The sequence below is a fragment of the Thauera aminoaromatica S2 genome (genome assembly GCF_000310185.1).
Taxonomy (GTDB): domain Bacteria; phylum Pseudomonadota; class Gammaproteobacteria; order Burkholderiales; family Rhodocyclaceae; genus Thauera; species Thauera aminoaromatica.
In genome coordinates this window covers 1-25,240 of the sequence record NZ_AMXD01000049.1, presented here as the reverse complement: position 1 = coordinate 25,240, position 25,240 = coordinate 1, and the positions used below count along the sequence as shown (strand labels likewise).

Genomic DNA, 25,240 nt, shown 5'->3' with positions numbered 1-25,240 from the left:
CCGCGCCGGGCCGGCCCGCCGTGTCGAGGTGGACGGCAACCGCGCACCGTCCGCCAACCGCCGCCCGGAGGGTAACGCGCCCCGCCCCGCCGGCGCGAACCCGCAGCGCCGCCCGCAGCCCCGCGCCGCCCTGTTCGCCGCCAAGCCGGGCGGCGACAAGCGCTGAGCAGGACGACCGGAAACAGCGAGGCCGTCGGCGCGGGTCCGAGATTCGCATAACCCGCGCCGATGGCCGCATCGCGACTGGTGTCGCTCCCACGAAAACCGGCATCGCGACCGCGGCGCTCCCGTCCCCACCGCTGCACATCGCTTGCCTTCCCGCCCCAGCTTCGCCTATCCTTCGCTCCGCATTCGATCCGGGTGCCCTGTCATAACTTCATATGACAGGGTGAAACGGGAAGTCCGGTGACGTCGTCCGCCTTGCGCGCGCACGACCATTCCGGCGCAGCCCCCGCTGCTGTGAGCCTGACGAATCCGCCAACACGCCACTGAGCCTTGCGCTCGGGAAGGCCGGCGGAGGAGGAAGACGGCAAGCCAGAAGACCGGCCCGATCGAGTACGGAACCCGCACCCGCCTGCAAGTGGCGTCGTGCGCGGTTCCAGGTTGATGTGAGCCCCGGGGTGTGGGTTCGATCCGACTGGTTTTCCGCCGGCTGCCCGTGTGCGCCGGAAGCTCCAGCCGACTCGTCGTGCAAGCGGTCTCCAGGCAATGCCGTGCCCGGCGTGCGCTCGCGGTTTCACCGCGTGCGTACGCCCACCGGCAGCGCCGCGCCCGCATGCCGCCCCCCGCCCGCGTGGTTCGCATCGTCGTTCCATGCACTCGTGGGGAGTCATCATGCACATCGAACCCGGCATCCTTTCCGGCGCCAAGATCGCCGCCGCCAACCTCGCCGCCACCGCGCTCGTCGCCGCCCAGGCGCCGCAACTTCTCAGGAAGCCGCAGCGCTTGCTGCGCACCCTGCTCGCAGCCCTGTTCTTCTCCGTCTTCATGCAGAGCTTCCATACGCCCGCCGGCGCATCGGAGCTGCACTTCATCGGCGCCATGCCGATCTACCTGACGCTCGGCTTCGTGCCCACCCTGCTCGGCTTCGGCCTCGGCCTGCTGCTTCAGGGCGGGGTCTTCGAGCCCGCCGACCTGCTGCATCTCGGGGTCAATTTCCTCTCGCTGGCCGTACCGCTGGTGGCGCTGCATGCCACGCTCGGCCGCAGGCTCGCCAGCGGCGCCGCGACGCGGGTGGGATCGGTGCTGAAGCTCGACGCCGCCTACTACGCCGGCGTCGCCGTCATGGTCGGCTTCTGGCTGGCCATGGGCGAGGTCGCCACGCCCTTCGCGGCATGGGCCGCCTTCGCCAGCGCCTACCTCCCGGTGGCGCTGATCGAGCCGGTGCTGACGGTCGCACTCGTCCGCCTGCTGCAGTCGCAGGCGCATCGTCCCCTCGTGCGGCTCTGCTTCGCCGTGCCGGCGCGCGGCTGATGACCGCGCTGCCGGGTACGGTCTGGTTCGTCGGCGCGGGCCCCGGCGACCCCGACCTGATCACCGTGAAAGGCCGCCGCCTGCTCGAGCGGGCGGGCGCGATCCTGTTCGCCGGCTCGCTGGTCGACCGCAGCGCGACGCAGTTCGCGCCCGCCCACTGCGAGATCCGCGACTCCAGGGACATGACGCTCGAGGGCATGAGCGCCTGGCTGCTGGACGCCTGCGCCCGCCATCCCGTCGTGGTGCGCCTGCAGACCGGCGACCCCGGCCTGTACGGTGCCCTGGTCGAGATGACGCGCCCGCTCGACGCCGCCGGCATTCCTTGGCGGGTGGTGCCGGGCGTGTCCTCGGCGATGGCCGCGGCCGCCGCCGCGGGCGAGACCCTGACCCTGCCGGAGGTGACGCAGACGGTGATCCTCACCCGTGTCGCCGGGCGCACGCCGATGCCGCCGGGCGAGGCGCTCGAGGCGCTCGCCGCGCACCGCACGACGCTGTGCATCTTCCTGTCGATCACGCTGCTGCACGAGGTGCAGCGTGCGCTGCGCGCCGCCGGCTGGCCGGAGGACGCCCCCATCGTGGTGGTGCACAAGGCGAGCTGGGCGGGCGCGGAGAAGATCGTGCGCGGCACGCTGGCCGACATCAAGCGCCGTTGCCAGGACGAGAAGATCGCCAGCCAGGCCATGATTCTCGCCAGTCCGGCGCTCGGCGCCCGCCTGTGGCCCGACCTCGCACGCTCGAAACTCTACGACCCGGGCTTCGGCCACCGCTTCCGCAAGGCGTCGATGCCGGCCGCCGCGGCCGGCATCGCCACCGGAGAAACCGCATGAACAAGACCGCCATCCTTCTCGTCGGCCACGGCTCGCGCAACCGCGAGGGCAACAAGGAGATCCTCCACTTCGCCGCACAATGGCGCGAACGCCACCCCGGCTGGCGCATCGAGACCTGCTTCATCGAGCACGCCGACGTGCTGCTCGACGAGGGCCTCGACCGCGCCGCGCACGCGGCGCACCGTGTCGTCACGATTCCCTTCATCCTCAACGCCGCGGGCCACGTCAAGATGGAGCTTCCGGCTGCGATCGAGCGCGCCCGCGCCCGCCACCCCGGCGTCGCCTTCGCCTGCGCCCGCCACCTCGGCATGGGGCGCGAGCTCTTCGCCGTACTGCGCGGCCAGCTCGACCGCCTGCTGAGGCAGCTCGACATGCCCGACCCGCACACCACCGGCGTGGTGCTGCTCGGCCGCGGCTCCTCGGACGCCGGCGCCAACGGCGAGTTCGCCAAGATGGCGCGCTGGCTCTTCGAGGACGGCGACCACGAGCTGGTCGACCTCGCCTTCACCGGCGTGACCTGGCCGCGACTCGAAACCGTGGTGCAGCGCCAGGCCCGCCTGGGCATGACGCAGATCTGCATCGTGCCGGTGTACCTCTTCACCGGGGTGCTGATGGAGCGCATCCGGGCACAGGTCGAGCGCCTGCGGCGCCAGTACCCGCAGCTCGCCTTCGCGCTCGGCACCCACTTCGGCTTCGACGAGGGCATCTTCGCGCTGCTCGACCGCAGGGTCGACGACCACGAAGCACCCGAAGGCGGACTGCTGGAGTGCGACGGCTGCAGATACCGCCTCGCCGCCGAGGCCGTGCACCTGCACGAGCACAGCCCCACGCACGCCCGTCACGCCCCTGCGCACCACGAGCACGACCATGGCCATGCATACGCTCGCGCCCATGGCCACGCGCACGCCTGAAGCCGAACCCGCCATGCGCACCAACACCGTCACCGAACAGCTCACCGCCGCCGGGCGCGCGATCGAGCACGACTCCTTCGCCATCATCGACGCCGAGGTCGGCCGTCACGCCTACACCGCCGGGCAGTGGCCGGTGGTGCGCCGCATGATCCACGCCAACGCCGACTTCGAGTTCAACGGCCTCACCGAATTCCATCCCGATGCGGTGGACGCCGGCCTGGCCGCCATCCTCGGCGGCGGCGCGCGGATCGTCGCCGACGTCGAGATGATCTGTGTCGGCCTGTCCGCCTCGCGTCTCGCCCACTTCGGCATGCGCACGCACCAGTTCATCTCCGACCCCGACGTCGTCGAGCACGCCCGCGCCGAGGACAGCACGCGCGCGGTGCAGGCCATGCGCAAGGCGCACCGCCTCGGCCTGCTCGACGGCGCCATCGTCGGCATCGGCAACGCACCCACCGCGCTGATCGAGCTGGTGCGACTGATCCGCGACGAGGGCGTGCGCCCGGCGCTGGTGGTCGGCATGCCGGTGGGATTCGTGTCGGCGGCCGAATCCAAGGACCGGATGGCCGCGGTCGACGCGGTGCCATGGATCGTCATCCGCGGCCGCAAGGGCGGCTCCACCCTGGTGGTGGCGGCGATCCACGCCCTGCTCGGGCTGGCCGAGACACGGCAGCGACAGGCCGTCCGGGGCTGAAGCGACACGATGGCGGCAGGACATTCCCTCCCCGACAAGGTGCGCAAGGGCGACGCCAGGCGCTCGCGCGGCAATCGTACCGGCTTCACCACCGGCGCCAACTCGGCCGCGGCCGCGGCGGCCGCCACGCTCGGCCTGGTGCGCGGCGCGGTGCCCGACGCGGTGGAGTGCGTGCTGCCCAACACGACGCGGGTGCGCTTCACGATCCGCGACGGCCAGGTGGACGGCGACCACGCCCACGCGGTCTCGATCAAGGACGCCGGCGACGATCCCGATGCCACCCATGGCGCCCGTCTCACCGCCGACGTGCGCCGCATCCGCGGGGGCGGCGGCGTGGTGATCCTCGCGGGCGGCCCTGGCGTGGGCGTGGTCACCAAGCCCGGGCTCGGGCTGGCGGTCGGCGGCCCCGCGATCAACCCCGTGCCGCGGCGCAACATCATCGACAACGTGCGCGCGGCCGGCACGCCCATCCTCGAGGCCGGCGACGGTCTGGAGGTGACGATCTCGGTGCCCGGCGGCGAGGAGATTGCGCGGAAGACGCTCAATGCCCGCCTCGGCATCCTCGGCGGCATCAGCATCCTCGGCACCACCGGCATCGTCCGCCCGTATTCCACCGCCGCCTTCCGCGCCAGCGTGATCCAGGCCATCGATGTCGCCGCCAACCAGGGCCAGACCTGCGTGGTGTTCACCACCGGTGGCCGCACCGAGAAATGCGCGATGCGCGCCTTCCCGGACCTCGACGAGGCCTGCTTCGTGCAGATGGGCGACTTCGTCAAGGCCGCCTTCACCACCGCGGTGAGGCAGGGCATGCGCCACATCGTCGTCGGCGCCATGATCGGCAAGCTCACCAAGATCGCCCAGGGCCTGTCGGTCACCCACGCCTGGCGCGAGGAGGTCGATCGCGAGCTGATCGCCGCCGCCGCTGCCGAGGTCGGCGCGCCGCCCGCGCTCGTGGCCGAGATCCGCGCCGCCGAGACCGCCCGCTTCGCCGCCGAACGCCTGAGCGCGCTCGGCCTGGCCGTGGCCTTCCACCGCGCGCTCGCCGGGCGCGCCATCCGCAGCCTGCGCCAGCGCTACCCCGGCCCGCACCGGCTCACCGTGCTGGCGTGCAACTTCGAGGGCGTGCCGATCGTGAGCGTCGATGAGGCCGACCTGAAGGAGACCACGCATGCCTGAATCCACTGCCCCCGTCTGCAGCATCGTCGGCCTGCTCGACGACGGCTGGGACGGCCTCGGCGCCGCAGCGCGCCGGCGCATCGAAGCCGCCGCCAGCCTCATCGGCGCCGGACGCACGCTGGAACGCATCGCACCGCACGCCCCCAGCGCCCGCCTGCTGAACATGGACGGCGCGCTCACACGCGTGCCGGGCTGGATCGAGGAGGCCGTGCTCGAGGGCGACGCCGCCGTGGTGCTCGCCACCGGCGACCCCTTGTGCCATGGCATCGCCGGCTTCCTGATCGACAAGCTCGGCGCCGCGCGGCTCGAGGTACTGCCCGCAACCTCGACGCTGCAGCTCGCCTTCGCGCGCCTGAAGAGGTCGTGGCAGGAGGCCCGCTTCGTGTCTTGCCACGGCGCCGACGCCGACGAATGGCAGGCCGATCCGCGGCAACCCGGCCCCACGCCGGAGCACGGCCTGTACCGCGTGGTCCGCGCCGTCGCCGAACACCCGCTGGTCGCCTGCTTCACCAGCCCCGCCAACAGCCCCGACCGCATCGCCCGCGCCTTGCTCGCGGCTGGTCATGGCGCGCCGGGCTGCGACGAGGACCTGCGCCTGTCGGTGGTCGCCCGCCTGTGCCTGGACGACGAAGCGGTGTTCGCCGGGCTGAGCCTGCAGGAGGCCGCCAGCCGGCGCTTCCCGGAACCCAACGTCGTGGTGATCGAGCGCACGTGCGTCGGTACCGCGCTGTTCGGCGTCGACGACCTCGACTATGTGCAGCGCACACCCGAGAAGGGCCTGATCACCAAGCTCGAGGCACGCGCGGTCGCGCTGGCCAAGCTCGCGCTGCGCGCCGACAGCCGGGTGTGGGACATCGGCGCCGGTTCCGGCTCGGTCGGACTGGAGGCCAGCCGCATCGCCCGCCACGGCCACGTATGGGCGATCGAGAAGAACCCCGCCGACGCCGCCAATGCACGCACCAATGCCCGTCGGCTGCGCGCCAGCAACTACAGCCTGTTCGAGGGCAAGGCCCCCGCCGGTCTGGATGCCTGGCCCGACCCCGATGCGGTGTTCATCGGCGGCTCGGGCGGCGAACTCGGCGAGCTGATCACCCTCGTCCTGCGGCGGCTCGTTCCCGGCGGCCGGCTGGTGATGAACTTCGTCACCCTCGAGAACCTCGCCACCGCCACCTCCGTGCTGGCCGCGGCCGACACCGCCTGGGAGGTGACGATGCTCTCGGCCGCGCGCAGCCAACCCATCCTCGACATGCATCGGCTCGCCGCGCAGAACCCGGTGTGGATCGTCACCACCCGCAAGGAGGCTCCATGAATCCGCATCCCGCGAACACGGCTCGCTTCGGCCGCCTGATCGGCATCTCGCTCGGCCCCGGCGACCCCGAGCTCGTCACCCGCCGCGGCTGGGCCGCGCTGCAGTCGGACGCACGCTGGGCGTATCCGGTGAAGAAGGCGGAGGAATCCTCCTACGCGCTCGACATCGTCCGCCGCGGCGGTCTGTCCATCCCCGCGGACGCGGTGGAGCTCGTCTTTCCGATGACGCGCGACGCCGTCGCACTCGCCAAGGCCTGGGCGCGCGCCGCGACGCAGGTGGTGGCGCTGCTCGCGGAAGGCCGCGACCTCGCCTTCCTGGTCGAGGGCGACGCCTCCACCTATTCCACCTTCCGCCACCTCGCGCGCACGGTGCGCGAGCTCGCGCCCGAGGTCGAGGTCGACACCATCCCCGGGGTCAGTTCCTTCGCCGCCGCCGCGGCGGTGGCCGACCTGGCGCTGGCCGAAGAGGACGAGACGATGGCGGTGATCCCCGCCGCCTACGGCACCACCGTCATCGACCACCTGCTCGACGAGTTCGACACCCTGGTGCTGATGAAGGTGAAGCCGCTGCTCGACGAGGTGCTCGACCTGCTCGAGCGCCGCGGCCTGCTCGCCACGAGCTGCTTCGTCGAGAAGGTGGGGGCGCCCGCGCAGCGCGTGGTGCACGACCTTGCCAGCCTGCGCGGCGCGCAGGTCAATTACCTCTCCCTGCTGCTGGTGCAGAACCCCAAGCGCGCGCGCGGCGAGCTGCGCCGCGGCTGCCGCAAGCGCGCCGCGCAAGTGGAACCGCAAGCCACCGCGCAGGCCCCCTCCCCGGACACCGGAGGCGCCGCCGCGCACCCTGGCGAGTCCCCCGCGGCCACGGCCCTTTCCTGAGGCTCCGCCCGATGCCTTCGCAACCCCTCCAGCCTCTGCCCTTCCCCTGCACCCGCATCGCCGTGGTGGCGATCACCCGCCACGGCATCGCGCTCGCCGGTCGCGTCATCGCCGCCTTGCCCGGCGCCACGCTGTTCGCACCGCGGAAGTTCGCCGCCGAGGCCGCCGCAGCCGCACCCGGCGCCTTCGCCTGCTACGAGGGCAAGGTGGGCGACCAGGTGCCGGCGCTGTTCGCCGGCTTCGACGGCATCGTCGCCATCGTGTCGCTCGGCGCGGTGGTGCGCCTGATCGCGCCGCATCTCGGCAACAAGGAGACCGACCCCGGCGTGGTGGTGCTCGACGAGGCCGGGCGCTGGGCGATCCCGGTGCTGTCCGGCCACCTCGGCGGCGCCAACGCGATCGCCGCCGCGCTGCAGCAGGCGGTGGGCGCCACGCCGGTGCTGACCACCGCATCGGACGCGCGCGCGACGCTGGCGGTGGACCTGCTCGGCCGCGAGCTCGGCTGGACCTTCGAAGCCAGCCACGACGAGATCGTGCGCGCCAGCGCCGCGGTGGTGAACGACGAGCCGGTGGCGCTGGTGCAGGAGACCGGCAGCACCGACTGGTGGTCGCGCCACGCCAACGGCCGCAGCGGCCCGCTGCCGGCGAACATCCGGCGCTTCGCGCGCCTGGAAGACGTCGAGCCCGAACACTTCGGCGCCGTACTGTGGATCAGCGACCGCCCTCTGCCCACCGGCTACGCTGCACGCCTCGCCGGCAAGCGGGTGATCTACCGCCCCATCGCTGCGGCGAAGAAGCTCGCGCTCGGCCTCGGCTGCGACCGCGGCACGCCGGCGGCGACCATCACGCGAGCGATCGACGCGGCGCTCGCCCGCATCGGTGCGTCGCGCATCGACGTCGCCGCCGTGGCCAGCATCACGCTGAAGGCCGACGAAGCCGGCCTGCTGGAGGCGGCCACGGCCGCCGGCTGGACGCTGCGGTTCTACCCACCGGCCGTGCTCGCCGCGGTCGACGTGCCCAACCCGTCGGAGACGGTGCGCCGATACACCGGCACGCCCTCGGTCTCCGAGGCCGCAGCCTTGCTCGCCGCCGGCACCGCACTCGCCACCGACCCGGGCGCGCTGCGCGTCGAAAAGCACAAGCTGCGCGGCCCGGACGGCCGCAACGCCACCGTCTCCATCGCCCGCCTTCCCGCCTCCTCGCCCGCCCCGAACTGACGACCACCCCGAGCACCCGGCACCACCGCCGGGGCTCGACGCGCGCCCTCGCGGGCCGCGTTTCGCACCGGAGTCCCTCCCGCATGAACGCCCCCGAAACCATCGTCCCTCCCGGAACGTCCGCCCCCGCCGGCAAGATCATGCTCGTCGGCCTCGGCCCGGGCGCGCACGCCCACCTCACGGAGCGCGCGCGCGCCGCGATCGCCGAGGCCGACACGATCATCGGATACGTCACCTACATCCGCCTCGTGGCCGACCTGCTCGAGGGCAAGGAGGTCATCCGCAAGTCGATGACCGAGGAGCTCGACCGCGCCATCGAGGCGCTCGAGCGCGCCCGCCAGGGCCGCAAGGTGGCGCTCGTCTCCTCGGGCGACGCCGGGGTGTACGGCATGGCGGGCCCGACCTTCGAGGTGCTCTTCCAGGCCGGGTGGACACCGCCGAGCGGAAAGCCCGGCGACATCGAGGTCGAGATCGTGCCCGGCGCCTCGGCCCTCAACACCTGCGCCGCGCTCGTCGGCGCGCCGCTGACGCACGATTTCTGCGCGATCTCGCTGTCCGACCTGCTCACGCCCTGGCCGGCCATCGCACGCCGGCTCGACGCCGCCGCCTATGCCGACTTCGTGGTCGCGCTCTACAACCCCAAGAGCGGCCGCCGCACCGGGCAGATCGTCGAGGCGCAGCGCATCTTCCTGCGCCATCGCGACCCGGCCACGCCGGTGGCAATCGTCAAGTCCGCCTACCGGCCCAGGCAGCGCATCGAGTTCAGCACCCTCGAGCGCATGGCCGAGGCCGACATCGGCATGCTGACCACGGTGCTGATCGGCAACTCCAACACCTTCGTGCGCGACGGGTTGATGGTGACCCCGCGCGGCTACGCCAACAAGTACGCGGTCGACGGCAGCGAGCGCGCCACCCGCGCGGGCGAACAGGCCGGGCGCTCGCTGTCGAGCGGGCTCGACGGCTGGCTGGCGACGATCCGCGCCAGCGGGCGCAACGCCCGGGAGCTGGCCGCCGAGTACCGCCTGCCCGAGGACTACATCCGCGCCGTCCTCGCCCACCCACCTGCTTGAGCGCGCACCCTTTACCATACGACTCCGTATGGAATACCCGTATAATCGACTTCCTTCGACGCCAGATCACACGCCCGGGAGAACCGCGATGTCCAAGCTGCAGGCCCTCTACGACAGCAAGCGCATGACCGCGTCCGACGCCGCCGGCCAGGTCCGCGACGGCGACACCGTGGTCGTGCCCACCGGCGTGGGCGAGCCGCCGGCGCTGCTGCACGCCCTGTCCGCGCGCCGTCACGCGCTGCGCGACGTCGCGGTGAGCCAGATCCTGCCGCTGCGCAAGTTCGCCTATCTCGACCCGGAAACGCGCGCGAACGTGCGCCACGACGCCTACTTCTTCGGCGGTGCGAACCGCGCGGGCGGCCAGGCCGGCTGGGTGGACTACGTGCCGGCCTACTTCTCCGAGCTGCCGATGCTGATCGAGCGCGGCCTGTCACCGGCGGACGTGGTGGTGTCGCTGGCCTCGCCGATGGACGAGCACGGCTACTTCAGCCTCTCGCTCGCGCCCGACTACACCATGGCGGCGATCCGGCGCGCGCGCGTCGTGCTGCTCGAGGTGAATCCGAACGTGCCCTTCGCCAACGGCGACTGCCTGGTGCACATCTCCCGGGTCGCCGGCCTGGTGGAGAGCGACGACGAGCTCTTCGAGGTCGGCCTGCCCGAGATCGGCCCGGTGCAGCAGGCGATCGGCAAGTACGTCGCCGAGCTCATCGACGACGGCTCCACACTGCAGATCGGCTACGGCGGCATCCCCGACGCGGTGGTGGTGCAGTTGCAGCACAAGCGCGAGCTCGGCATCCACACCGAGATGCTCGGCGACGGAATCCTGTCGCTGATCGAGTCCGGCGCGGTCACCAACCGCAAGAAGACCTTCATGCCGGGCCGTACGATCGCCACCTTCGCGCTCGGCTCGCGGCGCCTGTATCGCACCATGCACCGCAATCCGGGCATCGAGATGCACCCGGTGGAGTTCACCAACGACCCCTACCTGGCCGCACGCAACGACAAGCTGTGCGCGATCAACGCCACCATGCAGATCGACCTGATCGGCCAGTGCGGCTCGGAGAGCCTGGGCCACCTGCCCTACTCGGGCACCGGCGGCCAGGCGGATTTCGTGCGCGCGGCCAACCGCTCGAAGGACGGCAAGGCCTTCATCGTGCTGCCGTCAACGGCAAAGAAGGGCACGGTGTCGCGCATCGCGCCGGTGCTGTCGCCGGGCACCCACGTCACCACCAGCAAGAACGACATCAACTACGTGGTCACCGAGTACGGCGTGGCGCAGCTGCGCGGCAAGACCGCGAAACAGCGCGCCGAGGCGCTGATCGGCATCGCGCACCCGGACTTCCGTGGCGAACTGCGCGATGCGGCGCGGAAGATGAACCTGCTTTGAGGGGGAGGCTGCGGGCAGGCGCGATAGGCGGTCCGGCAAGGCGATGCGCGTGGGTGGATCTCGACCGCTGCATTCGCGCCTTGCGGCGCTCCTACAAGAGCCGCCGCGTTTCCGGCCCCCTGTAGGAGCGGCGCAAGCCGCGAACACGGCGCCTACAGGATGACCGTGATCTCCTCGCGCCGCACCAGCTCGGCGCCGAAGGTGAGCGCATCGAGCTGAAGCGCATCGCGCGCGGTGACGACACCGAGCGGGCGGCGGTTGGCGTCGACGATCGGCACGTGGCGCACGCCGTTCTCGTACATCAGGTGCAGGGCGTGACCAAAGGGGCGGTCCTCGGTCAGCGTCACCGGATTGTGCGTCATCACCGCACCCACCGGCGTGGTGTCGGCGTCCAGGCCGGCGGCCAGCACGCCGAAGGCGGCATCGCGCTCGGTGAAGATGCCGGTGAGCACGCCGTGCTCGGTGACCAGGGCGGCGCTGCGCTGCAGGGCGTTCATCTGGCGGACCACCTCGCGCACCGGGGTGTCGGCCGACACGCCGACGAAGGGACGATCGGAAAGGATCTGATGGATCGGACGGCTGGGCATGATCTGTCTCCTGATGCTCGTTGTTGGACGGCACCCCATCCCTAGCTTCAATCGTGCCAGCTTCGGAGGTCGGCGCCGGGCATTCCGGACGGAACGCCAAGCCGCTGTTCTAGCATGGGATTCTTTCAGCATCGTGACCGCAGGATGACGCCAGGGAATGCCCGCCGGAGCCATTCCTGGACACCATCACGGTGCATCGGCGAGTGCTGGCGCACCATCGGAGGGCGCGCCCGACTTCGCACGCGCCATCGGCTCGCCCATCCGCACCGGGCCGCCCGGCGCCCAGTCGGAGCCGAAGCGCAGCACGTCCTGCGGGAACAGCATCACCACCGTCGAGCCGAGCAGGAAGCGGCCCATCTCGGCGCCCTTCTCCAGCACCACCTCGCCCTCTGCATAGCCGCGCTTGACGATGTCCGGCCGGCGCGGCGGATTGACCACGCCGTGCCACACGGTGGCCATGCTGCCCACGATGGTCGCGCCCACCAGCACCATCACGAAGGGGCCGAATTCGCCCTCGAACACGCACACCACGCGCTCGTTGCGCGCGAACAGACCGGGCACGCCGCGCGCGGTGGCGGGATTCACCGAGAACAGTTCGCCCGGCACGTGGATCATCTGCGTCAGCCGCCCGGCGCAGGGCATGTGGATGCGGTGGTAGTCGCGCGGCGACAGGTAGATCGTGGCGAAGTCGCCGTTCTCGAAGCGCGCGGCGAGCGCCCGGTCGCCGCCCACGAGCGCCGTGGTGGAATAGAAGTGGCCCTTGGCCTGGAAGACCTGGTCGAACTCGATCGGCCCGAACTGACTGATCGCCCCGTCGACCGGGCAGACGAAGTCCGCATCGGCGATCGGCCGCACGCCTTCGCGCAGCGGGCGGGTGAAGAACTGGTTGAAGCTCGCGTAGCTCGCCGGATCGGCGTTCGCGGCCTCGGCCATATTCACCCCGTAGCGCTTCGCGAACCAGCGGATCACCGCGGTCGTCGCCTTGCCCCCCTCCAGGCCGGCGAGCTTTCCGGCAAGCTGGGTGAGCAGGCGCTTGGGCAGGGCGTACTGGAGGGCGACGGCGAGGCGTTCGGACACGGCGGAGATCCTGATCGGTGCGCGCGAGATGCGCGAGGGCATCGATTATAGCGGGCCGGGTTCACACGCTCCGCCCCCCGAACGATCCGTTTCAGGACGAAACCGACGCGTGGAATGCGCGCTGCGGTCGACCGGGCGCTGTGTTCGCGCCTTGGGGCGCTCCTACAGGGGGTCCCGAAACGCGGTCGCTTCCGTAGGAGCACCGCAAGGCGCGAATGGGCGCTCACGCCCGCTCACCCCAGCAGCAGCGAGCCCGCGATCGCCCACAGCATCAGCGCCACCAGCGCATCGAGCACACGCCACGCCACCGGCTTGGCGAACAGCGGCGCGAGCAGGCGGGCGCCGTAGCCGAGCAGCAGGAACCACACGATCGAGGCGCTGATCGCGCCGACGGCGAAGAGCGGGCGCAGGTCCTCGGCCTGCTGGCTGCCGATCGAACCGAGCAGCACCACGGTGTCGAGATAGGCATGCGGGTTGAGCAGGCTGAAGCCGGCGGCCGCGAGCAGGGCCTGGCCGCGCGACATGCGCTTGTGCTCGGCCAGGTCCAGCGCGCGCCCACCGCGCAGCGCGGAGCGTAGCGCGCGCGCGCCGTACCAGGCGAGGAAGGCCGCCCCACCGTAGCGCGCCACCGTCATCAGGTCGGGGTTGGCGACGAACAGGCTGCCCACGCCGGCGATACCCAGGCCGATCAACAGAATGTCGCACGCCGCCGACACGCCGATCGTCAGCAGCACGTGCTCGCCGCGCAGGCCCTGGCGCAGCACGTGCGCGTTCTGCGCCCCGATCGCCATGATCAGGCCGAGGGTGAGGAGAAAACCGTTGAGGTAGACGTTGCTCATGATGCGTTCCGTTGTCGTCTCGTGTTGCCGTGGCCGCAGCCCTGTTCGCGACTGCGGGCGCTCCGGCAAGAACCGGCATGAGGCGGACCTGCAGAAGCGCCGGGAGGCGCGAATATAGGCGCCAGGCAGGCTTTTATTAAGTAGGATCGATTTATTTCGTTTTCGAGCAATAACGCTAATGATCGATCATCGCTTGCTGGCCTTCGAGGCGGTGCTGCAGGAGGGCGGATTCGAGCGCGCGGCGCGCCGGCTGGCGCTGACCCAGTCCGCGGTGTCGCAGCGGGTCAAGCTGCTCGAGGCCGAGCTCGGCCAGGTTCTGCTGGTGCGCAGCAAGCCGGTGCGGCCCACGCCGGCCGGGCGCAGGCTGCTGCCCTACCTTGCACAGCTGCGCCTGATGGAGGCGGAGGCGCGACGCGCGCTGTCGCCACGCCAGGTGGACGGGCCGCTGCGTCTCGCAGTGGGCGTCAACGCCGATTCGCTCGCCACCTGGTTCATCGGCGCGGTCGCCGAGGTGGTCCGCGACGAGGGCATCGTGCTCGACTGCGTGGTCGACGACCAGGACCACACCCACGCGCTGCTCGCCGACGGCGAGGTGCTGGGTTGCGTGTCCACCCGCGCCGATCCGATGCGCGGCTGCGCCGCCGTACGCCTCGGGGCCATGCCCTATCTGTGCGCCGGCTCGCCCGACTTCCGCGCGCGCTGGTTCCCGCAGGGTCTCACCCCGGCGGCGCTGGCGCGCGCGCCGGCGATCGTCTTCGGCCACCACGACGACATGCACGAGGCCTTCCTGCTGCGCCACTTCGGGCTGGATTCGCGGCGCTATCCACACCACGTCGTGCCCTCGTCCGAGGGCTTCATGGCCTTCGCGCTCGCCGGCCTGGGCTATGGATTCGTCCCCGAGATCCAGGCACGTGCGCACCTTGCGCGCGGCGAGCTGGTCGACCTGGCACCCGAGCGCGAAGAGGTGGTCCTGTACTGGCACCACTGGCAGGTACAGTCTCCGGTGATGGCGAGGCTGGCGCAGGCGATCGGAGATGCTGCAGGGCGGGCACTCGGGGGTGAGCGGCGCGATCCAGCCGGGCCGGGCTGAAGGCCTAATGAGACCGATGCCTCCCGTGGGAGCGACGCCAGTCGCGATTGCGGTGGCGAGATGAGCGCGGCGCGGACCGACGCGCCGATCGCGACTCGCGTCGCTCCTACGGCCCCTGATGCGCCGCGATGCCTCCCGTGGGCGCGACGCCAGTCGCGATTGCGGTGGCGAGGCGAGCGCGGCGCGGACCGACGCGCCGATCGCGACTCGCGTCGCTCCTACGGCCCCCCGATGCGCCGCGATGCCTCCCGTGGGTGCGACGCCAGTCGCGATCGGCGACACATCGGGTCGAGGCGCAATTTCGCCACGGACCCGATGGCAGACGGGTCATCCTCCGCCGAACAGCCCCGCCGCCGCCACCGGATTCGACGGGAACCAGAAATGCACGTACGAGGCGGTGATCGGGCCGCGACGGTAGATCGCCTCGCCCTCGCCGCCGTCGGGGCGGCGCGCGCGCAGCCAGGGCACCAGCGGGGTCTCCGTGCGCGAATAATGAAAGGTGTGGCCGGTGAGCCGACCGCCGGGCAGATCGACTTCCTGCATGCCGAGCGCGGCGAGCCTTTTCTGCATCACCGCCCGGCCGGGCAGCAGGCCGGCGAACGCGTGCTCCACCCCGACCTTGTCGACGATGGCATCGAGCAGGCTCATCAGGCCCCCGCACTCGGCGAGCACCGGCTTGCCGGCGGCCACATGCGCTCGCAGCCCGACCCACAACCCGGCGTTGGCGGCCAGCGCGGCGCCGTGCAGCTCGGGGTAGCCGCCCGGCAGCCAGACGGCGTCGCACTGTGCCGGCAAGCCCTCGCCGGCGAGCGGCGAGAAGAAGGCGAGCTCCGCACCCAGCGCGCGCAGGGTGTCGACATTGGCCGGGTAGAGGAAGCCGTAAGCGGCGTCGTGCGCGATCGCGATCCGCTTGCCGGCGAGCAGTGGCGGAATCTCCGCCACTGCCACGACGGGAAACGCCACCGTCGGCGGCAGCTCCGCGGCGCCGGTGCGCTCGAGATGATCGGCGAGGCGGTCGAGACGCGCACCGAGGTCGTCGATCTCCGCCGCCTGCAGCAGACCGAGATGACGCTCGGGCAGCGCCGCATCCACATCGCGCATCACCGCACCGAACCAGCGCATGCCCGCCGGCAGCGACTCGCGCAGCATGTCGGCGTGGCGCGCGCTGCCAACGTGGTTGGCGAGCACCCCGGCAAAGGGCAACCCGGGCTGGTAATGCGCCAACCCGTAAGCCACCGCGCCGAAGGTCTGCGCCATCGCGCGTGCGTCGATCACCGCCATCACCGGGATGCCGAAGCGGCGTGCGATGTCGGCGCCCGAGGGCGCGCCGTCGTAGAGGCCCATCACACCTTCGACCAGGATCAGGTCGGCCTCGCGCGCCGCGGCGTGCAGCCGCCTGGCGATGTCCGCCTCGCCGCACATCCCCAGGTCGACGTTATGCACCGGCGCGCCGCTCGCCACCGCGTGGATCTGCGGGTCGAGGAAGTCCGGCCCGCACTTGAACACCCGCACCCGCCGTCCCAGCCGCGTGTGCAGGCGCGCGAGCGCCGCGGTGACGGTGGTCTTGCCCTGGCCGGAGGCGGGTGCGGCGACGAAGAGTGCCGGGCACGAGGCCGCACCCGGGTCGACCGTTTCCGGCATCGCGTCCGCCACGCTCACTCGCCACCCTTTCCGTGCACCACCGCACAGCCGGCGTGCGGCAGCGGCGAGGCCTTGGGCTGCTCCTGCGGCTCGAACCAGGCCAGCCTGGGGTACAGGCCGACGACGCTGCCGACAACGGTCAGCGAGGGGGGACGCACGCCTTCGTCCAGCACGCGCTGCGCCAGGGTGGCGAGGTCGGCCACCACCACGCGCTGCGCATGGGTGGTGCCGCGCTCGATCACCCCCGCAGGCGTGGTCGGCGGCAGGCCGTGGGCGACGAGCTGGGCGCAGATGTCGGCCAGGCGCGAGATGCCCATGTAGATCACCACCGTCTGATGCGGACGTGCCAGCATCGGCCAGTCGAGGTCGACCTTGCCTTCCTTGAGGAAGCCGGTGGCGAACACCACCGACTGCGCGTGCTCGCGATGAGTGAGCGGGATCCCCGCGTAGGCGGAGACACCCGCCGCCGCGGTCACGCCCGGCACCACCTCGACGTGGATGCCGGCCTCGACCAGCAGCTCCATCTCCTCGCCGCCACGGCCGAAGATGAAGGGATCGCCGCCCTTGAGCCGCACCACGCGCTTGTTCCGCCGCGCCAGCTCGAGCAGCAGCTGGTTGATCTCGTCCTGAGGCAGCGAGTGGTCGGCCGCCTTCTTGCCGACGTAGATGCGCTCGGCCTCGACCGGCGCCAGATCCAGGATGGGCGGCGCGACGAGGTTGTCGTAGACGATGACGTCCGCGCCCGCCACCAGGCGCGCGCCGCGCAGCGTGAACAGCTCCGGGTCGCCCGGGCCGGCGCCCACCAGATAGACCCAGCCCGGCAGCGGGCCGGGACGATGAACCGCGAGATCGGGAACTGCCATTCTTACCACTCCATGCCGGGCATCGCCTTCACCCCCGCGGCGAAGGCGTGCTTGACCGGCGTCATGTCGGTGACGGTGTCGGCAGCCTCGACCAGCGCGGGCGGCGCCCCGCGGCCGGTGACCACCACATGCTGCATCGGCGGCCGGGCGCGCAGGTCGGCGAGCACCCGCTCCACGTCGAGATACTGGTACTTGAGCGCGATATTGAGCTCGTCCAGCACCACGAGGCCGACTTCGGGATTCTGAAGCATTTCGCGTGCCAGCGCCCAGGCGGCTTCGGCCGACGCGACGTCGCGGGCACGATCCTGGGTCTCCCAGGTGAAGCCCTCGCCCATCACGTGCCAGCGCACGCCGGGCTGGGTACGGAAGAAGGCCTCCTCGCCGGTGTCCGAGCGCCCCTTGATGAACTGCACCACGCCGACCTGCATGCCGTGCCCGAGCGCGCGCGCCACCAGGCCGAAGCCCGCGCTCGACTTGCCCTTGCCATTGCCGGTGTTGACCAGCAGCACGCCGCGCTCGGCCTGCGCGGCGGCGATCTTTTCATCGACGACGTCCTTCTTGCGTGCCATGCGGGCGTTGTGGCGGGTGTCGCGGTCGGGGGTCTGGGTCATGTCGGGCCTGTCGTCCTGTTTTCGTTGTGAAGTCGGCGCGCGCTGGCACGCATGCCAGCGGCGATCGTGGTGAAGACATCCTCGGGGAAGGCTGCCGTCAGCCCGGCCGCAAGCCCGTCGAGCTGCGCCAGCACCGCCTCGACGACATCCTCCATGTCGGTCCCGAGGCCGCACTTGTGCGCCATCGCGTTGAAGTGCCTGCGTGCGGCGGCCCGCGGCTACCATTCACGCTCCACCTCGGCGGGCTTGCGGTCGCCGAGGGTCAGCTCGAGCCCGAGCACGCCAGCGAGCGCAAGCAGGCGGTCGAAGGTGAGGCGCTCGGGGCGCGTCTCGAGTTCGGAGAGCCGGTTCTGACTGATGCCGAGCCGGGCCGCGACCTCGGCCTGCGACAAGCCGAGCGCCTTGCGCCGGCCGACGAGCAGCTCGGCGGCCTGTTCCGGAGAGTAAAGCCTGGGCATGGTGTCGTATCGATGATCCCGATAAATCCAGGATATCGCCTTTCTCGATAAACGCAAGAAATCGCCAATGCCGATATCGAGCCCGGCACGCGCTCCGGACACGCCCGCTCAGTCCGGCAGGAACACCGCCCTCCCCTCATGCTCGATCCGGCGCAGCGGGTGGCCGAAGGCCTGGCCGAGCAGGTCGGCGCGCAGCACGGCGTCGCGGTCGCCGGCGATCACGCCGCCACGGCCGTCGAGCAGGATGATGTGGTCGGCGTAGCGTGCGGCGAGGTTGATGTCGTGCAGCACCAGCACGCTCCCGCGCGCGGTACCCTGCTCGCGCAGCAGGCGCTGGAAGAGCTCGAGCGCGGCGATCTGGTGGTGCAGGTCGAGGTGGTTGAGCGGCTCGTCGAGCAGGAACAGGCGCGGCGCCTGCGCGAGCAGGGTGGCGATGCCCACGCGCTGGCGCTCGCCGCCCGAAAGCGTCTGCACGTCGCGCTGCTCGAAGCCGGCCAGCCCGACCGACTCCAGCGCCGCGCGCGCGATCGCCACGTCCTGCGGCCCCTCCCAGCCCCAACGCCCCAGGTGCGGGTGGCGGCCGACCAGCACGGTCTCGAGCACGCTCGCCGCGAAGGGGTCGGGCTGCTGCTGCGCGAGCAGGCCGCGGAACCGCGCCGCCTCCAGCGCCGGCCAGGCCGCATAGGGCAGGCCGCCGATGCGCACCTCGCCCACCGTGGGCTCGCGCAGTCCGGCCAGGGTGTGCAACAGCGTGGTCTTGCCCGCGCCGTTGGGGCCGAGCAGCACCAGGCACTCGCCCGCCGCCAGGCTCAGGCTGAACTCGCAGCACAGCCAGCGCTCGCCCACCTCGAGCGCGAGGCGCTCGGCCTCGAGCAAGGGGGCGTCATCCACGGGCAAGGCGCGGCGGGCGGCGTTCATGGCGTGCCGCGCGGGTTGCGCGAGAGCAGGAAGAGGAAGACCGGTACGCCGATCAGCGCGGTGAGCACGCCCACCGGCAGCTGCTGCGGCGCCATCACGGTGCGCGCGGCGGTGTCGGCCAGGGTCAGCAGGGTGCCGCCGGCGAGCGCCGCGGCGGGGATCAACACGCGCTGGTCATTGCCGAGCACCAGGCGCACCAGGTGCGGCACCACCAGGCCGACGAAGCCGACCGAACCGACCAGCGTCACCGAGGTCGCCGTGAGCAGCGAGGCCAGCACGTACAAGGCAATGCGCAGGTGGCCGACGCGCACGCCCAGCGCGCGCGCGCTGAGCTCGCCACGCGCGAGCACGTTGAGGTCGCGCGCGTAGGGCATCACCGCGACCAGCGCCAGCGCCAGCACCGCCAGCGCCGGCCACGGCCGCGCCGCCGCGCTGGCGTCGCCCATCATCCAGAACAGCATCGACATCACCCGCGTGTCGGGCGCGAGCGCCAGCATCAGCGACACCGCCGCGCCGCAGCCGGCGGCGACGATGACGCCGGTGAGCAGCAGGCGCGTCTGCGTCCAGCTGCCGTCGCCATGGGCGAGCCCGAAGACGAGCAGCATCGCCGCCAGCGCCCCGGCGAAGGCCGACACATCCACCCAGAACAGCGCCGCCCCGAGCATCATCGCCCCCAGCGCCCCCACCGCCGCCCCGCCCGAGATGCCCAGGATGTAGGGGTCGGCGAGCGGGTTGCGCAGCAGCACCTGCATCAGCGCACCCGCGGTGGCGAGCAGGCCGCCGCAGGCGAAGGCGGCGAGGGCGCGGGGGAGGCGAAGTTCGCGGATGACGGTCGCCCCCATGCCCTCCGCGCCGGCCAGCGCGGCGAAGACATCGGTCGCCGCGACCGGCAGGTCGCCGGCGACCAGCGCCCACAGCAAGGCCATGGCCGCCGCGGACAGCAGTACCGCAGCGATCGCCAGCGGCGCCCGCCTGCGGCGCATGGCCGGACTCAAGCGCGACTCCCCACGCAGGGCGACGGCGGGCATCGCCGGTCAGTGCATCGCGTAGCGCAGCGCGACGAAGGCACTCCTGCCCTGTGTTGCGAACCCCTTCGCAAGCTCATGGTCCTTGTCGAGTAGATTGTTGGCACGAACTTCGACGCTCCAGTCGCGCGCCACGGCGTAGTGCGCGTAGGCATCGACCAGACCGTAGCCGCCGAGGCGATTGGACACCGCGTTCGGCACCTGATCATAGCGCCGCCCCTTGCCGTTCCACTCCACACCCCAGGTCCACGCGCCCACCGCACGCTCCAGCGCGAGCGCCCCGCCGACGCGCGCGCGGCGGCCGAGCTGATCGCCGGTCTCGTCATCCTCCGCGTCGAGCAGGTCGACGCTGGCGCGCAGCCGGTAGTCGCCCAGGGTCGCGGACAGCGCCGCCTCGATCCCCTGGATGTCGGCCCTGCCCACATTGGAGGCGATGCCGGTGCTCCAGTCGATGAGGTTCTTGATGCGGTTGTTGAAATAGGTCAGGTCGACACCGACCCCGTTGCGCTCCCAGGCCAGGCCCAGCTCGCGGTTGAGCGCCTCCTCGGGCTCCAGGTCCGGATTGCCGCCGAAGCAGCCCCAGGCACCGTAGCACTCCACCGGGAAGTACAGATCGTTGAAGGTCGGCGCCTTGAACGCCGTGCCGATGCTGGCATGGGCGCGCCACTCGGGCGCAAGCCGATAGCCGTAGGCCGCGGCGCCGGTGGTCTTGCCACCGAACTGCGAGTTGCGGTCGTGGCGCGCATTGAGCTGGACGTTGTGGCGGTCGAATTCACCACCCCAGCCGAGCAGGAAGGCGTTGATGTGGCGACGCGTCTTCTCGAAGTCGGAGGTGGTCTTCACGCGCTGCTGCAGAAACTCGTACGCCGCCATCAGCGAGCCGCCACCTACGGCGACGTCGTGCTGCCAGCTCAACTGGCGCTGCGTGGTATCGAAGCGGGAACGCGTGCTCGCGTTCGACTGGTTGTCGAGGGCATCCACCCCGTGACCGAAGCGCAGGGTGCTGGCCCAGTCGGCGGAATGCTGCTTGCGCAGATACGCGCCGAAGGTCTCGGCACGCTTGTCGAGGTAGGAGTCGAAAGGCTGTGCCGCGTCGTACCAGTTGCGCATGTCGGAATACAGCAGGTTGGCGCCGAGCTCGTCATTGCCGCCCAGGTCCAGCACCAGCGACGCGCCCAGATAATCCCCGCGGAAGCCGTCGTCGTCGGCATCCGCGGCGGTCGCCGAATTCGGCCTTGCGTTGAAGCCGTCGCTGCGCTCGTGACCGGCGGTCAGGCTGTAGCGCAGACGCTCGTTTCCACCCGCGAGCGTGGCGCTCGCCTCGCGCGCGCCGTCCGTGCCGGCCCCGACACGCACGGAGGGCTGGAAGCCCTCGCGCCCCTTGCGGGTGAACACCTGGATCACGCCACCGAGCGCATCCGCGCCGTACAGCGCACTTCCGGGGCCGCGCAGGATCTCGATACGCTCGATGAGTTCGAGCGGGATCGTCTCCAGCACCGGAGAGCCGCTGGTAGCGGAGCCCATGCGCACCCCATCGACCAGCACCAGCGTGTGTCCGGAGTTCGCCCCGCGGATGAAGATGCTGCCGCTCGAACCAGGACCGCCATTGCGTGCCATCTGCACGCCCGGCCGCGAGGAGAGCAGGCCCAGCAGGCTCGAATGCCCCGCGCGGGCGATTTCGTCGCGCTCGATGACATCCACGCTGGCCAGGGCCGCATCGGCACTGATCGGCTGGCGAGTGGCGGTCACGACGACGTGGCCGAGCTGGGCATCGGCCGCATGAGCGGCCGGTGCGAGGAAACAGGCAAGCGCGCATGCCGAGGCGAGCGCGGAAACACGGATCTTCATTGGTTTGAACTCCCTTCGCCACACCGCGCGTCCCCGCACGCCATGGCAACCTCACATGGACGCACCGCGACCCAGGTAGAACCGAAGAGAGCAAGACAAACCGCGCCCGTCGCCGCCACCCCGCGGCACATCCGCCAATCCGCGTTCCGGCCGGTCTCCGGGCTCGTGCGCTGTGCCGGCGGGGCCGGACGGGTGAGTCGCCTTCCCGGGCATGGATGCCCAGTGGCTGCATGACGCACCTTGCGCGCACTTACCGTTGCGGGGGCAGCACAGGCATTGCGGCCTCGTTTGCGAGGGGCCGCGCACCTGTTTCCCGTTTAACCCGGGGCGAGAAACGCCCGTGGGCACCGATAACGCGTTGCCCCTTCCGGGGCAGTGGGGGCGGATGATACCGTACGGCCCGGTATCGTGCACTGCAAAAAAACGACGACGAATCCTCCATGCAGGACCCGCAAAGACCATGACCTGCGAACTCATCCTCGGCGGCGCCCGCTCCGGCAAGAGCCGCGAAGCCGAACGGCGTGCTGTCGAAACCGGCCTGGCGGTGACGGTGATCGCCACCGCCGAGGCCCTCGACGAGGAGATGGCGGCGCGCATCCGCCGTCACCAGGCCGACCGGCCGGCGGGCTGGCGCACGGTCGAGGCGCCGCTGGCGCTCGCCGATACATTGCGACGCGAGGCCGCGGCCGAGCGCTGCCTGATCGTCGACTGCCTCACGCTGTGGCTCTCCAACCTGCTCGCCGACGCCCACACCCTTCCCGCAGGCGCCACGGCCGAAGACCTGCCGCGCTTCCGCCACGAGCGCGACGCGCTGCTCGCCGTGCTGCCGACGCTGCCCGGCCGCATCGTCCTCGTCGCCAACGAGGTGGGGCTCGGTCTGGTGCCGGAGACGCCGCTCGGACGGCTGTTCCGCGACGAGGCCGGACGGCTCAACCAGATGGTGGCGAGCGCATGCCGCCGGGTTGTCTTCGTCGCCGCCGGCCTGCCGCTGGTGCTGAAGGAAGGCTAAACTTCGGGGCGAAGCACACTTTCCGGGAGAGGGCTGTGGGGCTGCCTGCACAGAAGCACAAGATGACGCTGGAAGACTTCCTGGCCTGGGAGGCGGAGCAGCCCGAGCGCTGGGAGTTCTTCAACGGCGAGGCCTTCATGATGGCGGGGGGGTCGGACGTGCATAACGTCGTGACCGGAAACATGTACATGGCTTTGCGGATCGGGCTGCAGCACACGCGCTGCAACGTCTTCATGTCCGACGTCCGTCTGCGCCTGGCCGAATCGGACGACCTCTTCTACCCCGACGTCTTCGTCACCTGCACCGACGCCGACCGCGCCCGCCGCCAGGTCAAGGAAGACCCTATCCTCATCGCCGAGGTGCTGTCGCCCTCGACCGAGGCCTATGACCGCGGCGACAAGTTCGCCGCCTATCGCCGCTTTGCGGGGCTGAAAACCGTGCTCTTCCTGTCGCAGGACCGTGCCCACGTCGAGTGCTTCACCCGCGGCGAGGACGGGCGCTGGGTGCTGAGCGAGGCGAGCGGAGAAACGGCCCGCCTCGCCCTGCCCGCCTTCGACTTCGAGCTCGCGCTCGCCGACCTCTATCGCGACCTGCCGGACGCGGACGCCTCCGACCCGGCGCCCATCCCCCCTCCCTCCACACCACCCCCGCCACCTGCCGCATGAAGCCCTACGCCATCGCCTCGCCCGACCCGCTGCTCTCCGCCGCGATCCAGCACAAGATCGACCGCAAGACCAAGCCGCGCGGCGCGCTCGGCCGCCTGGAGGCGCTCGCGCACCAGATCGCGCTGCTGCAGCAGACCCTGGAACCCGAACTGCGCCAGCCGCACATCGTCGTCTTCGCCGGCGACCACGGCGCGGCGCGTGCCGGCGTGTCCGCCTACCCGCAGGACGTGACCTGGCAGATGGTGGAGAACTTCCTCGCCGGCGGCGCGGCGATCAACGTATTCACCCGCCAGCTCGGGCTGGATCTCACCGTGGTCGATGCCGGCGTCAACCACGACTTCGGCAAGCGCCCGGGGCTGATCGACGCCAAGATCGCGCCCGGCACGGCCAACTACATCGAAGAGCCGGCCATGAGCGCCGCGCAGCGCGACGCAGCGCTCGAGCGCGGGCGCGGCGTCGCCCATGCGCTCGCCGACAACGGCTGCAACTGCATCGGCCTGGGCGAGATGGGTATCGGCAACACCGCGTCGGCCTCGCTGCTCACCCACTGTCTGGTGGGCGCCGAGCACGACGCCGAGCTCTATACCGTCACCGGCCGCGGCACCGGCCTGGACGACCCCGGCCTGTTCCGCAAGCGCAGCATGCTCGCCCAGGCGCTGCAGCGCGGTGGTCGACCACACGACCCGCTGGAGGTGCTGGTGCAGTATGGCGGCCTCGAGATCGCCATGATGGCGGGCGCCATCCTCGGCGCCGCCGAGCGCCGCATGCTGGTGCTGGTCGACGGCTTCATCGTCACCTCGGCCGTGCTCGTCGCCCACGCCCTGGCACCCGCGGTGCTGTCGTGCTGCGTCTTCGCGCATCGCTCGCAGGAGCCCGGCCACCGCGTGCAGCTCGACTTCCTGCAGGCCGAACCGCTGATGGAGCTCGACCTCCGCCTGGGCGAAGGCACCGGCGCGGCACTCGCCTTCCCGCTCGTGCAGGCGGCTGTGAATTTCATCAACGAGATGGCGAGCTTCGAGTCCGCCGGGGTCAGCGACCAGGGCCGCAGCCCGGGCTGATGCGCTACCAGCTCGAACTCTTCTTCACCGCGCTCGGCTTCTTCACCCGCCTCCCGGTGCCCGCCTGGGTGCCGTGGTCGTCCGAGCGCATGCACCATGCGGCGCGCTACTTCGCACTCGTGGGCTGGGTGGTGGGCGGCGCAGGCGCGCTCGGCTACCTCGCCTTGGCCTGGCTGCTGCCGCCCGCCGTGGCGGTCGTCCTGTCGATGGCGCTCACCATCCGCCTCACCGGCGCCTTCCACGAGGACGGCTTCGCCGACAGTTGCGACGGCCTCGGCGGCGGCTGGGACAAGGCACAGATCCTGGCGATCATGAAGGACTCGCGGATCGGCAGCTACGGCACCATCGGCATGGTGCTGATGCTGCTCGCCAAGGCGGCGGCGCTGGTGGAGCTGGCCGGCCCGGCGGTGCAAGGGGCGGGCGTGGCGCTCGCCCTGCTCGTCGCCCATCCGCTGTCGCGCCTGGCCGCCACCGTGGTGCTGCACCGCCTGCCCTACGTACGCGCCGACGATTCGGCCAAGTCGGTCGCCGTCGCGCGCCCGCTGGCACCGGCCGGGCTCGCGCTGGCCGTCGCCAGCGGCCTGCTACCCCTGCTGCTGCTGCCACCCGCCG

General features: G+C 71.3%; 26 protein-coding genes and 2 riboswitches. Of the genes, 15 read left to right on the top strand and 11 right to left on the bottom strand.

The window, feature by feature from the left end; genetic code table 11:
• The first annotated feature begins 340 nt into the window (after positions 1-340).
• Positions 341-565, top strand: a riboswitch (cobalamin riboswitch).
• Between the two features lie 269 nt (positions 566-834).
• The 10 genes from C665_RS09570 (at position 835) to C665_RS09525 (ending at position 10,939) form a co-directional block, all read left to right on the top strand.
• Positions 835-1,473: an energy-coupling factor ABC transporter permease gene (locus C665_RS09570; protein ID WP_004306985.1), complete on the top strand. Its 639-nt coding sequence runs from the start codon at positions 835-837 to the stop codon at positions 1,471-1,473.
• The gene (gene cobM / locus C665_RS09565; RefSeq protein ID WP_004306982.1) at positions 1,473-2,300 is read left to right on the top strand and encodes a precorrin-4 C(11)-methyltransferase; all 828 of its coding nucleotides are present in this window, start codon (positions 1,473-1,475) and stop codon (positions 2,298-2,300) included. The genes C665_RS09570 and cobM overlap by 1 nt, the downstream gene beginning before the upstream one ends.
• Positions 2,297-3,211 carry a sirohydrochlorin chelatase gene (locus C665_RS09560; protein ID WP_004306981.1) on the top strand — a complete coding sequence of 305 codons (915 nt, stop codon included), beginning with the start codon at positions 2,297-2,299 and terminating at the stop codon, positions 3,209-3,211. Before cobM ends, C665_RS09560 begins: the two co-directional genes overlap by 4 nt.
• A gap of 13 nt (positions 3,212-3,224) precedes the next feature.
• Positions 3,225-3,905: a precorrin-8X methylmutase gene (locus C665_RS09555; protein WP_012586101.1), complete on the top strand. Its 681-nt coding sequence runs from the start codon at positions 3,225-3,227 to the stop codon at positions 3,903-3,905.
• Between the two features lie 9 nt (positions 3,906-3,914).
• Positions 3,915-5,081 carry a cobalt-precorrin-5B (C(1))-methyltransferase gene (locus C665_RS09550; protein ID WP_004306976.1) on the top strand — a complete coding sequence of 389 codons (1,167 nt, stop codon included), beginning with the start codon at positions 3,915-3,917 and terminating at the stop codon, positions 5,079-5,081.
• Positions 5,074-6,390 carry a bifunctional cobalt-precorrin-7 (C(5))-methyltransferase/cobalt-precorrin-6B (C(15))-methyltransferase gene (locus C665_RS09545; RefSeq protein ID WP_004306973.1) on the top strand — a complete coding sequence of 439 codons (1,317 nt, stop codon included), beginning with the start codon at positions 5,074-5,076 and terminating at the stop codon, positions 6,388-6,390. Before C665_RS09550 ends, C665_RS09545 begins: the two co-directional genes overlap by 8 nt.
• Positions 6,387-7,265: a precorrin-2 C(20)-methyltransferase gene (gene cobI, locus C665_RS09540; protein ID WP_004306972.1), complete on the top strand. Its 879-nt coding sequence runs from the start codon at positions 6,387-6,389 to the stop codon at positions 7,263-7,265. The genes C665_RS09545 and cobI overlap by 4 nt, the downstream gene beginning before the upstream one ends.
• Positions 7,266-7,276: 11 nt before the next feature.
• On the top strand, positions 7,277-8,482 hold the full coding sequence (locus tag C665_RS21345; protein WP_004306970.1) for a cobalt-precorrin 5A hydrolase: 1,206 nt from the start codon (positions 7,277-7,279) through the stop codon (positions 8,480-8,482).
• A gap of 83 nt (positions 8,483-8,565) precedes the next feature.
• A complete protein-coding gene (gene cobJ, locus C665_RS09530; RefSeq protein WP_004306967.1) occupies positions 8,566-9,552 on the top strand; it encodes a precorrin-3B C(17)-methyltransferase in 987 nt (328 codons plus the stop codon).
• An 88-nt stretch (positions 9,553-9,640) separates the two neighbouring features.
• Positions 9,641-10,939 carry an acetyl-CoA hydrolase/transferase family protein gene (locus tag C665_RS09525; RefSeq protein ID WP_004306966.1) on the top strand — a complete coding sequence of 433 codons (1,299 nt, stop codon included), beginning with the start codon at positions 9,641-9,643 and terminating at the stop codon, positions 10,937-10,939.
• Between the two features lie 152 nt (positions 10,940-11,091).
• Here C665_RS09525 and C665_RS09520 read toward each other — a convergent pair whose 3' ends face one another.
• From C665_RS09520 to C665_RS09510, 3 genes are all read right to left on the bottom strand, one after another.
• Positions 11,092-11,526 (bottom strand): CBS domain-containing protein, encoded by a 435-nt coding sequence (locus tag C665_RS09520; protein WP_004306963.1) that lies wholly within the window; start codon positions 11,524-11,526, stop codon positions 11,092-11,094.
• Between the two features lie 186 nt (positions 11,527-11,712).
• Positions 11,713-12,603 (bottom strand): archaetidylserine decarboxylase, encoded by an 891-nt coding sequence (gene asd, locus C665_RS09515; RefSeq protein WP_012586105.1) that lies wholly within the window; start codon positions 12,601-12,603, stop codon positions 11,713-11,715.
• Between the two features lie 233 nt (positions 12,604-12,836).
• Positions 12,837-13,442: a LysE/ArgO family amino acid transporter gene (locus C665_RS09510; RefSeq protein WP_004306959.1), complete on the bottom strand. Its 606-nt coding sequence runs from the start codon at positions 13,440-13,442 to the stop codon at positions 12,837-12,839.
• Between the two features lie 178 nt (positions 13,443-13,620).
• Here C665_RS09510 and C665_RS09505 point away from each other — a divergent pair, with 178 nt between their 5' ends.
• Entirely contained in the window at positions 13,621-14,532 is a 912-nt protein-coding gene (locus C665_RS09505) for a LysR family transcriptional regulator ArgP (RefSeq protein ID WP_004306957.1), read from the top strand.
• 327 nt (positions 14,533-14,859) lie between these two features.
• On the opposite strand, the gene C665_RS09500 is transcribed toward C665_RS09505, so the two are convergent.
• The 8 genes from C665_RS09500 to C665_RS09465 form a co-directional block, all read right to left on the bottom strand.
• A complete protein-coding gene (locus tag C665_RS09500) occupies positions 14,860-16,173 on the bottom strand; it encodes a cobyrinic acid a,c-diamide synthase CobB (RefSeq protein WP_040828919.1) in 1,314 nt (437 codons plus the stop codon).
• Positions 16,174-16,187: 14 nt separating this feature from the next.
• Positions 16,188-17,036, bottom strand: coding sequence for a uroporphyrinogen-III C-methyltransferase (gene cobA / locus C665_RS09495; protein WP_004306952.1), 849 nt, complete (start codon positions 17,034-17,036; stop codon positions 16,188-16,190).
• Positions 17,037-17,038: 2 nt separating this feature from the next.
• Positions 17,039-17,647, bottom strand: a complete 609-nt coding sequence (gene cobO / locus C665_RS09490; RefSeq protein WP_004306950.1) for a cob(I)yrinic acid a,c-diamide adenosyltransferase — start codon at positions 17,645-17,647, stop codon at positions 17,039-17,041.
• Entirely contained in the window at positions 17,644-17,802 is a 159-nt protein-coding gene (locus C665_RS09485) for a hypothetical protein (RefSeq protein ID WP_187283012.1), read from the bottom strand. Before C665_RS09485 ends, cobO begins: the two co-directional genes overlap by 4 nt.
• 63 nt (positions 17,803-17,865) lie before the next feature.
• Complete coding sequence (locus tag C665_RS09480) at positions 17,866-18,105, bottom strand: helix-turn-helix domain-containing protein (RefSeq protein WP_004306946.1); 240 nt, start codon at positions 18,103-18,105, stop codon at positions 17,866-17,868.
• Between the two features lie 108 nt (positions 18,106-18,213).
• The gene (locus C665_RS09475; RefSeq protein WP_004306945.1) at positions 18,214-19,023 is read right to left on the bottom strand and encodes an ABC transporter ATP-binding protein; all 810 of its coding nucleotides are present in this window, start codon (positions 19,021-19,023) and stop codon (positions 18,214-18,216) included.
• Complete coding sequence (locus C665_RS09470; RefSeq protein ID WP_004306943.1) at positions 19,020-20,006, bottom strand: FecCD family ABC transporter permease; 987 nt, start codon at positions 20,004-20,006, stop codon at positions 19,020-19,022. The genes C665_RS09475 and C665_RS09470 overlap by 4 nt, the downstream gene beginning before the upstream one ends.
• Positions 20,007-20,057: 51 nt before the next feature.
• On the bottom strand, positions 20,058-21,896 hold the full coding sequence (locus C665_RS09465) for a TonB-dependent receptor domain-containing protein (RefSeq protein WP_004306941.1): 1,839 nt from the start codon (positions 21,894-21,896) through the stop codon (positions 20,058-20,060).
• A gap of 132 nt (positions 21,897-22,028) precedes the next feature.
• Positions 22,029-22,263, bottom strand: a riboswitch (cobalamin riboswitch).
• A 93-nt stretch (positions 22,264-22,356) separates the two neighbouring features.
• Between C665_RS09465 and cobU the strand changes: the two genes are divergently transcribed.
• From cobU to C665_RS09445, 4 genes are all read left to right on the top strand, one after another.
• The gene (cobU, locus tag C665_RS09460; protein WP_004306939.1) at positions 22,357-22,905 is read left to right on the top strand and encodes a bifunctional adenosylcobinamide kinase/adenosylcobinamide-phosphate guanylyltransferase; all 549 of its coding nucleotides are present in this window, start codon (positions 22,357-22,359) and stop codon (positions 22,903-22,905) included.
• Between the two features lie 35 nt (positions 22,906-22,940).
• Complete coding sequence (locus C665_RS09455; RefSeq protein ID WP_040828916.1) at positions 22,941-23,570, top strand: Uma2 family endonuclease; 630 nt, start codon at positions 22,941-22,943, stop codon at positions 23,568-23,570.
• Positions 23,567-24,628, top strand: coding sequence for a nicotinate-nucleotide--dimethylbenzimidazole phosphoribosyltransferase (gene cobT / locus C665_RS09450; protein WP_004306936.1), 1,062 nt, complete (start codon positions 23,567-23,569; stop codon positions 24,626-24,628). Before C665_RS09455 ends, cobT begins: the two co-directional genes overlap by 4 nt.
• The coding region (locus C665_RS09445; protein ID WP_004306935.1) for an adenosylcobinamide-GDP ribazoletransferase at positions 24,628-25,240 on the top strand (613 nt) is incomplete at its 3' end. The genes cobT and C665_RS09445, both read left to right, overlap by 1 nt.

Excerpts from the sequence above, each read along its gene's own strand:
- C665_RS09485 (WP_187283012.1), bottom strand. The coding sequence starts at position 17,802 with ATGGAGGATGTCGTCGAGGCGGTGCTGGCGCAGCTCGACGGGCTTGCG.
- C665_RS09510 (WP_004306959.1), bottom strand. The coding sequence starts at position 13,442 with ATGAGCAACGTCTACCTCAACGGTTTTCTCCTCACCCTCGGCCTGATC.
- C665_RS09570 (WP_004306985.1), top strand. The coding sequence starts at position 835 with ATGCACATCGAACCCGGCATCCTTTCCGGCGCCAAGATCGCCGCCGCC.
- C665_RS09475 (WP_004306945.1), bottom strand. The coding sequence starts at position 19,023 with ATGAACGCCGCCCGCCGCGCCTTGCCCGTGGATGACGCCCCCTTGCTC.
- C665_RS09550 (WP_004306976.1), top strand. The coding sequence starts at position 3,915 with ATGGCGGCAGGACATTCCCTCCCCGACAAGGTGCGCAAGGGCGACGCC.
- cobO (WP_004306950.1), bottom strand. The coding sequence starts at position 17,647 with ATGACCCAGACCCCCGACCGCGACACCCGCCACAACGCCCGCATGGCA.
- C665_RS21345 (WP_004306970.1), top strand. The coding sequence starts at position 7,277 with ATGCCTTCGCAACCCCTCCAGCCTCTGCCCTTCCCCTGCACCCGCATC.
- C665_RS09560 (WP_004306981.1), top strand. The coding sequence starts at position 2,297 with ATGAACAAGACCGCCATCCTTCTCGTCGGCCACGGCTCGCGCAACCGC.
- cobI (WP_004306972.1), top strand. The coding sequence starts at position 6,387 with ATGAATCCGCATCCCGCGAACACGGCTCGCTTCGGCCGCCTGATCGGC.
- C665_RS09545 (WP_004306973.1), top strand. The coding sequence starts at position 5,074 with ATGCCTGAATCCACTGCCCCCGTCTGCAGCATCGTCGGCCTGCTCGAC.
- cobU (WP_004306939.1), top strand. The coding sequence starts at position 22,357 with ATGACCTGCGAACTCATCCTCGGCGGCGCCCGCTCCGGCAAGAGCCGC.
- C665_RS09465 (WP_004306941.1), bottom strand. The coding sequence starts at position 21,896 with ATGAAGATCCGTGTTTCCGCGCTCGCCTCGGCATGCGCGCTTGCCTGT.
- C665_RS09520 (WP_004306963.1), bottom strand. The coding sequence starts at position 11,526 with ATGCCCAGCCGTCCGATCCATCAGATCCTTTCCGATCGTCCCTTCGTC.
- C665_RS09480 (WP_004306946.1), bottom strand. The coding sequence starts at position 18,105 with ATGCCCAGGCTTTACTCTCCGGAACAGGCCGCCGAGCTGCTCGTCGGC.
- C665_RS09500 (WP_040828919.1), bottom strand. The coding sequence starts at position 16,173 with ATGCCGGAAACGGTCGACCCGGGTGCGGCCTCGTGCCCGGCACTCTTC.
- C665_RS09525 (WP_004306966.1), top strand. The coding sequence starts at position 9,641 with ATGTCCAAGCTGCAGGCCCTCTACGACAGCAAGCGCATGACCGCGTCC.
- C665_RS09470 (WP_004306943.1), bottom strand. The coding sequence starts at position 20,006 with ATGCGCCGCAGGCGGGCGCCGCTGGCGATCGCTGCGGTACTGCTGTCC.
- cobA (WP_004306952.1), bottom strand. The coding sequence starts at position 17,036 with ATGGCAGTTCCCGATCTCGCGGTTCATCGTCCCGGCCCGCTGCCGGGC.
- C665_RS09555 (WP_012586101.1), top strand. The coding sequence starts at position 3,225 with ATGCGCACCAACACCGTCACCGAACAGCTCACCGCCGCCGGGCGCGCG.
- cobM (WP_004306982.1), top strand. The coding sequence starts at position 1,473 with ATGACCGCGCTGCCGGGTACGGTCTGGTTCGTCGGCGCGGGCCCCGGC.
- cobJ (WP_004306967.1), top strand. The coding sequence starts at position 8,566 with ATGAACGCCCCCGAAACCATCGTCCCTCCCGGAACGTCCGCCCCCGCC.
- cobT (WP_004306936.1), top strand. The coding sequence starts at position 23,567 with ATGAAGCCCTACGCCATCGCCTCGCCCGACCCGCTGCTCTCCGCCGCG.
- C665_RS09505 (WP_004306957.1), top strand. The coding sequence starts at position 13,621 with ATGATCGATCATCGCTTGCTGGCCTTCGAGGCGGTGCTGCAGGAGGGC.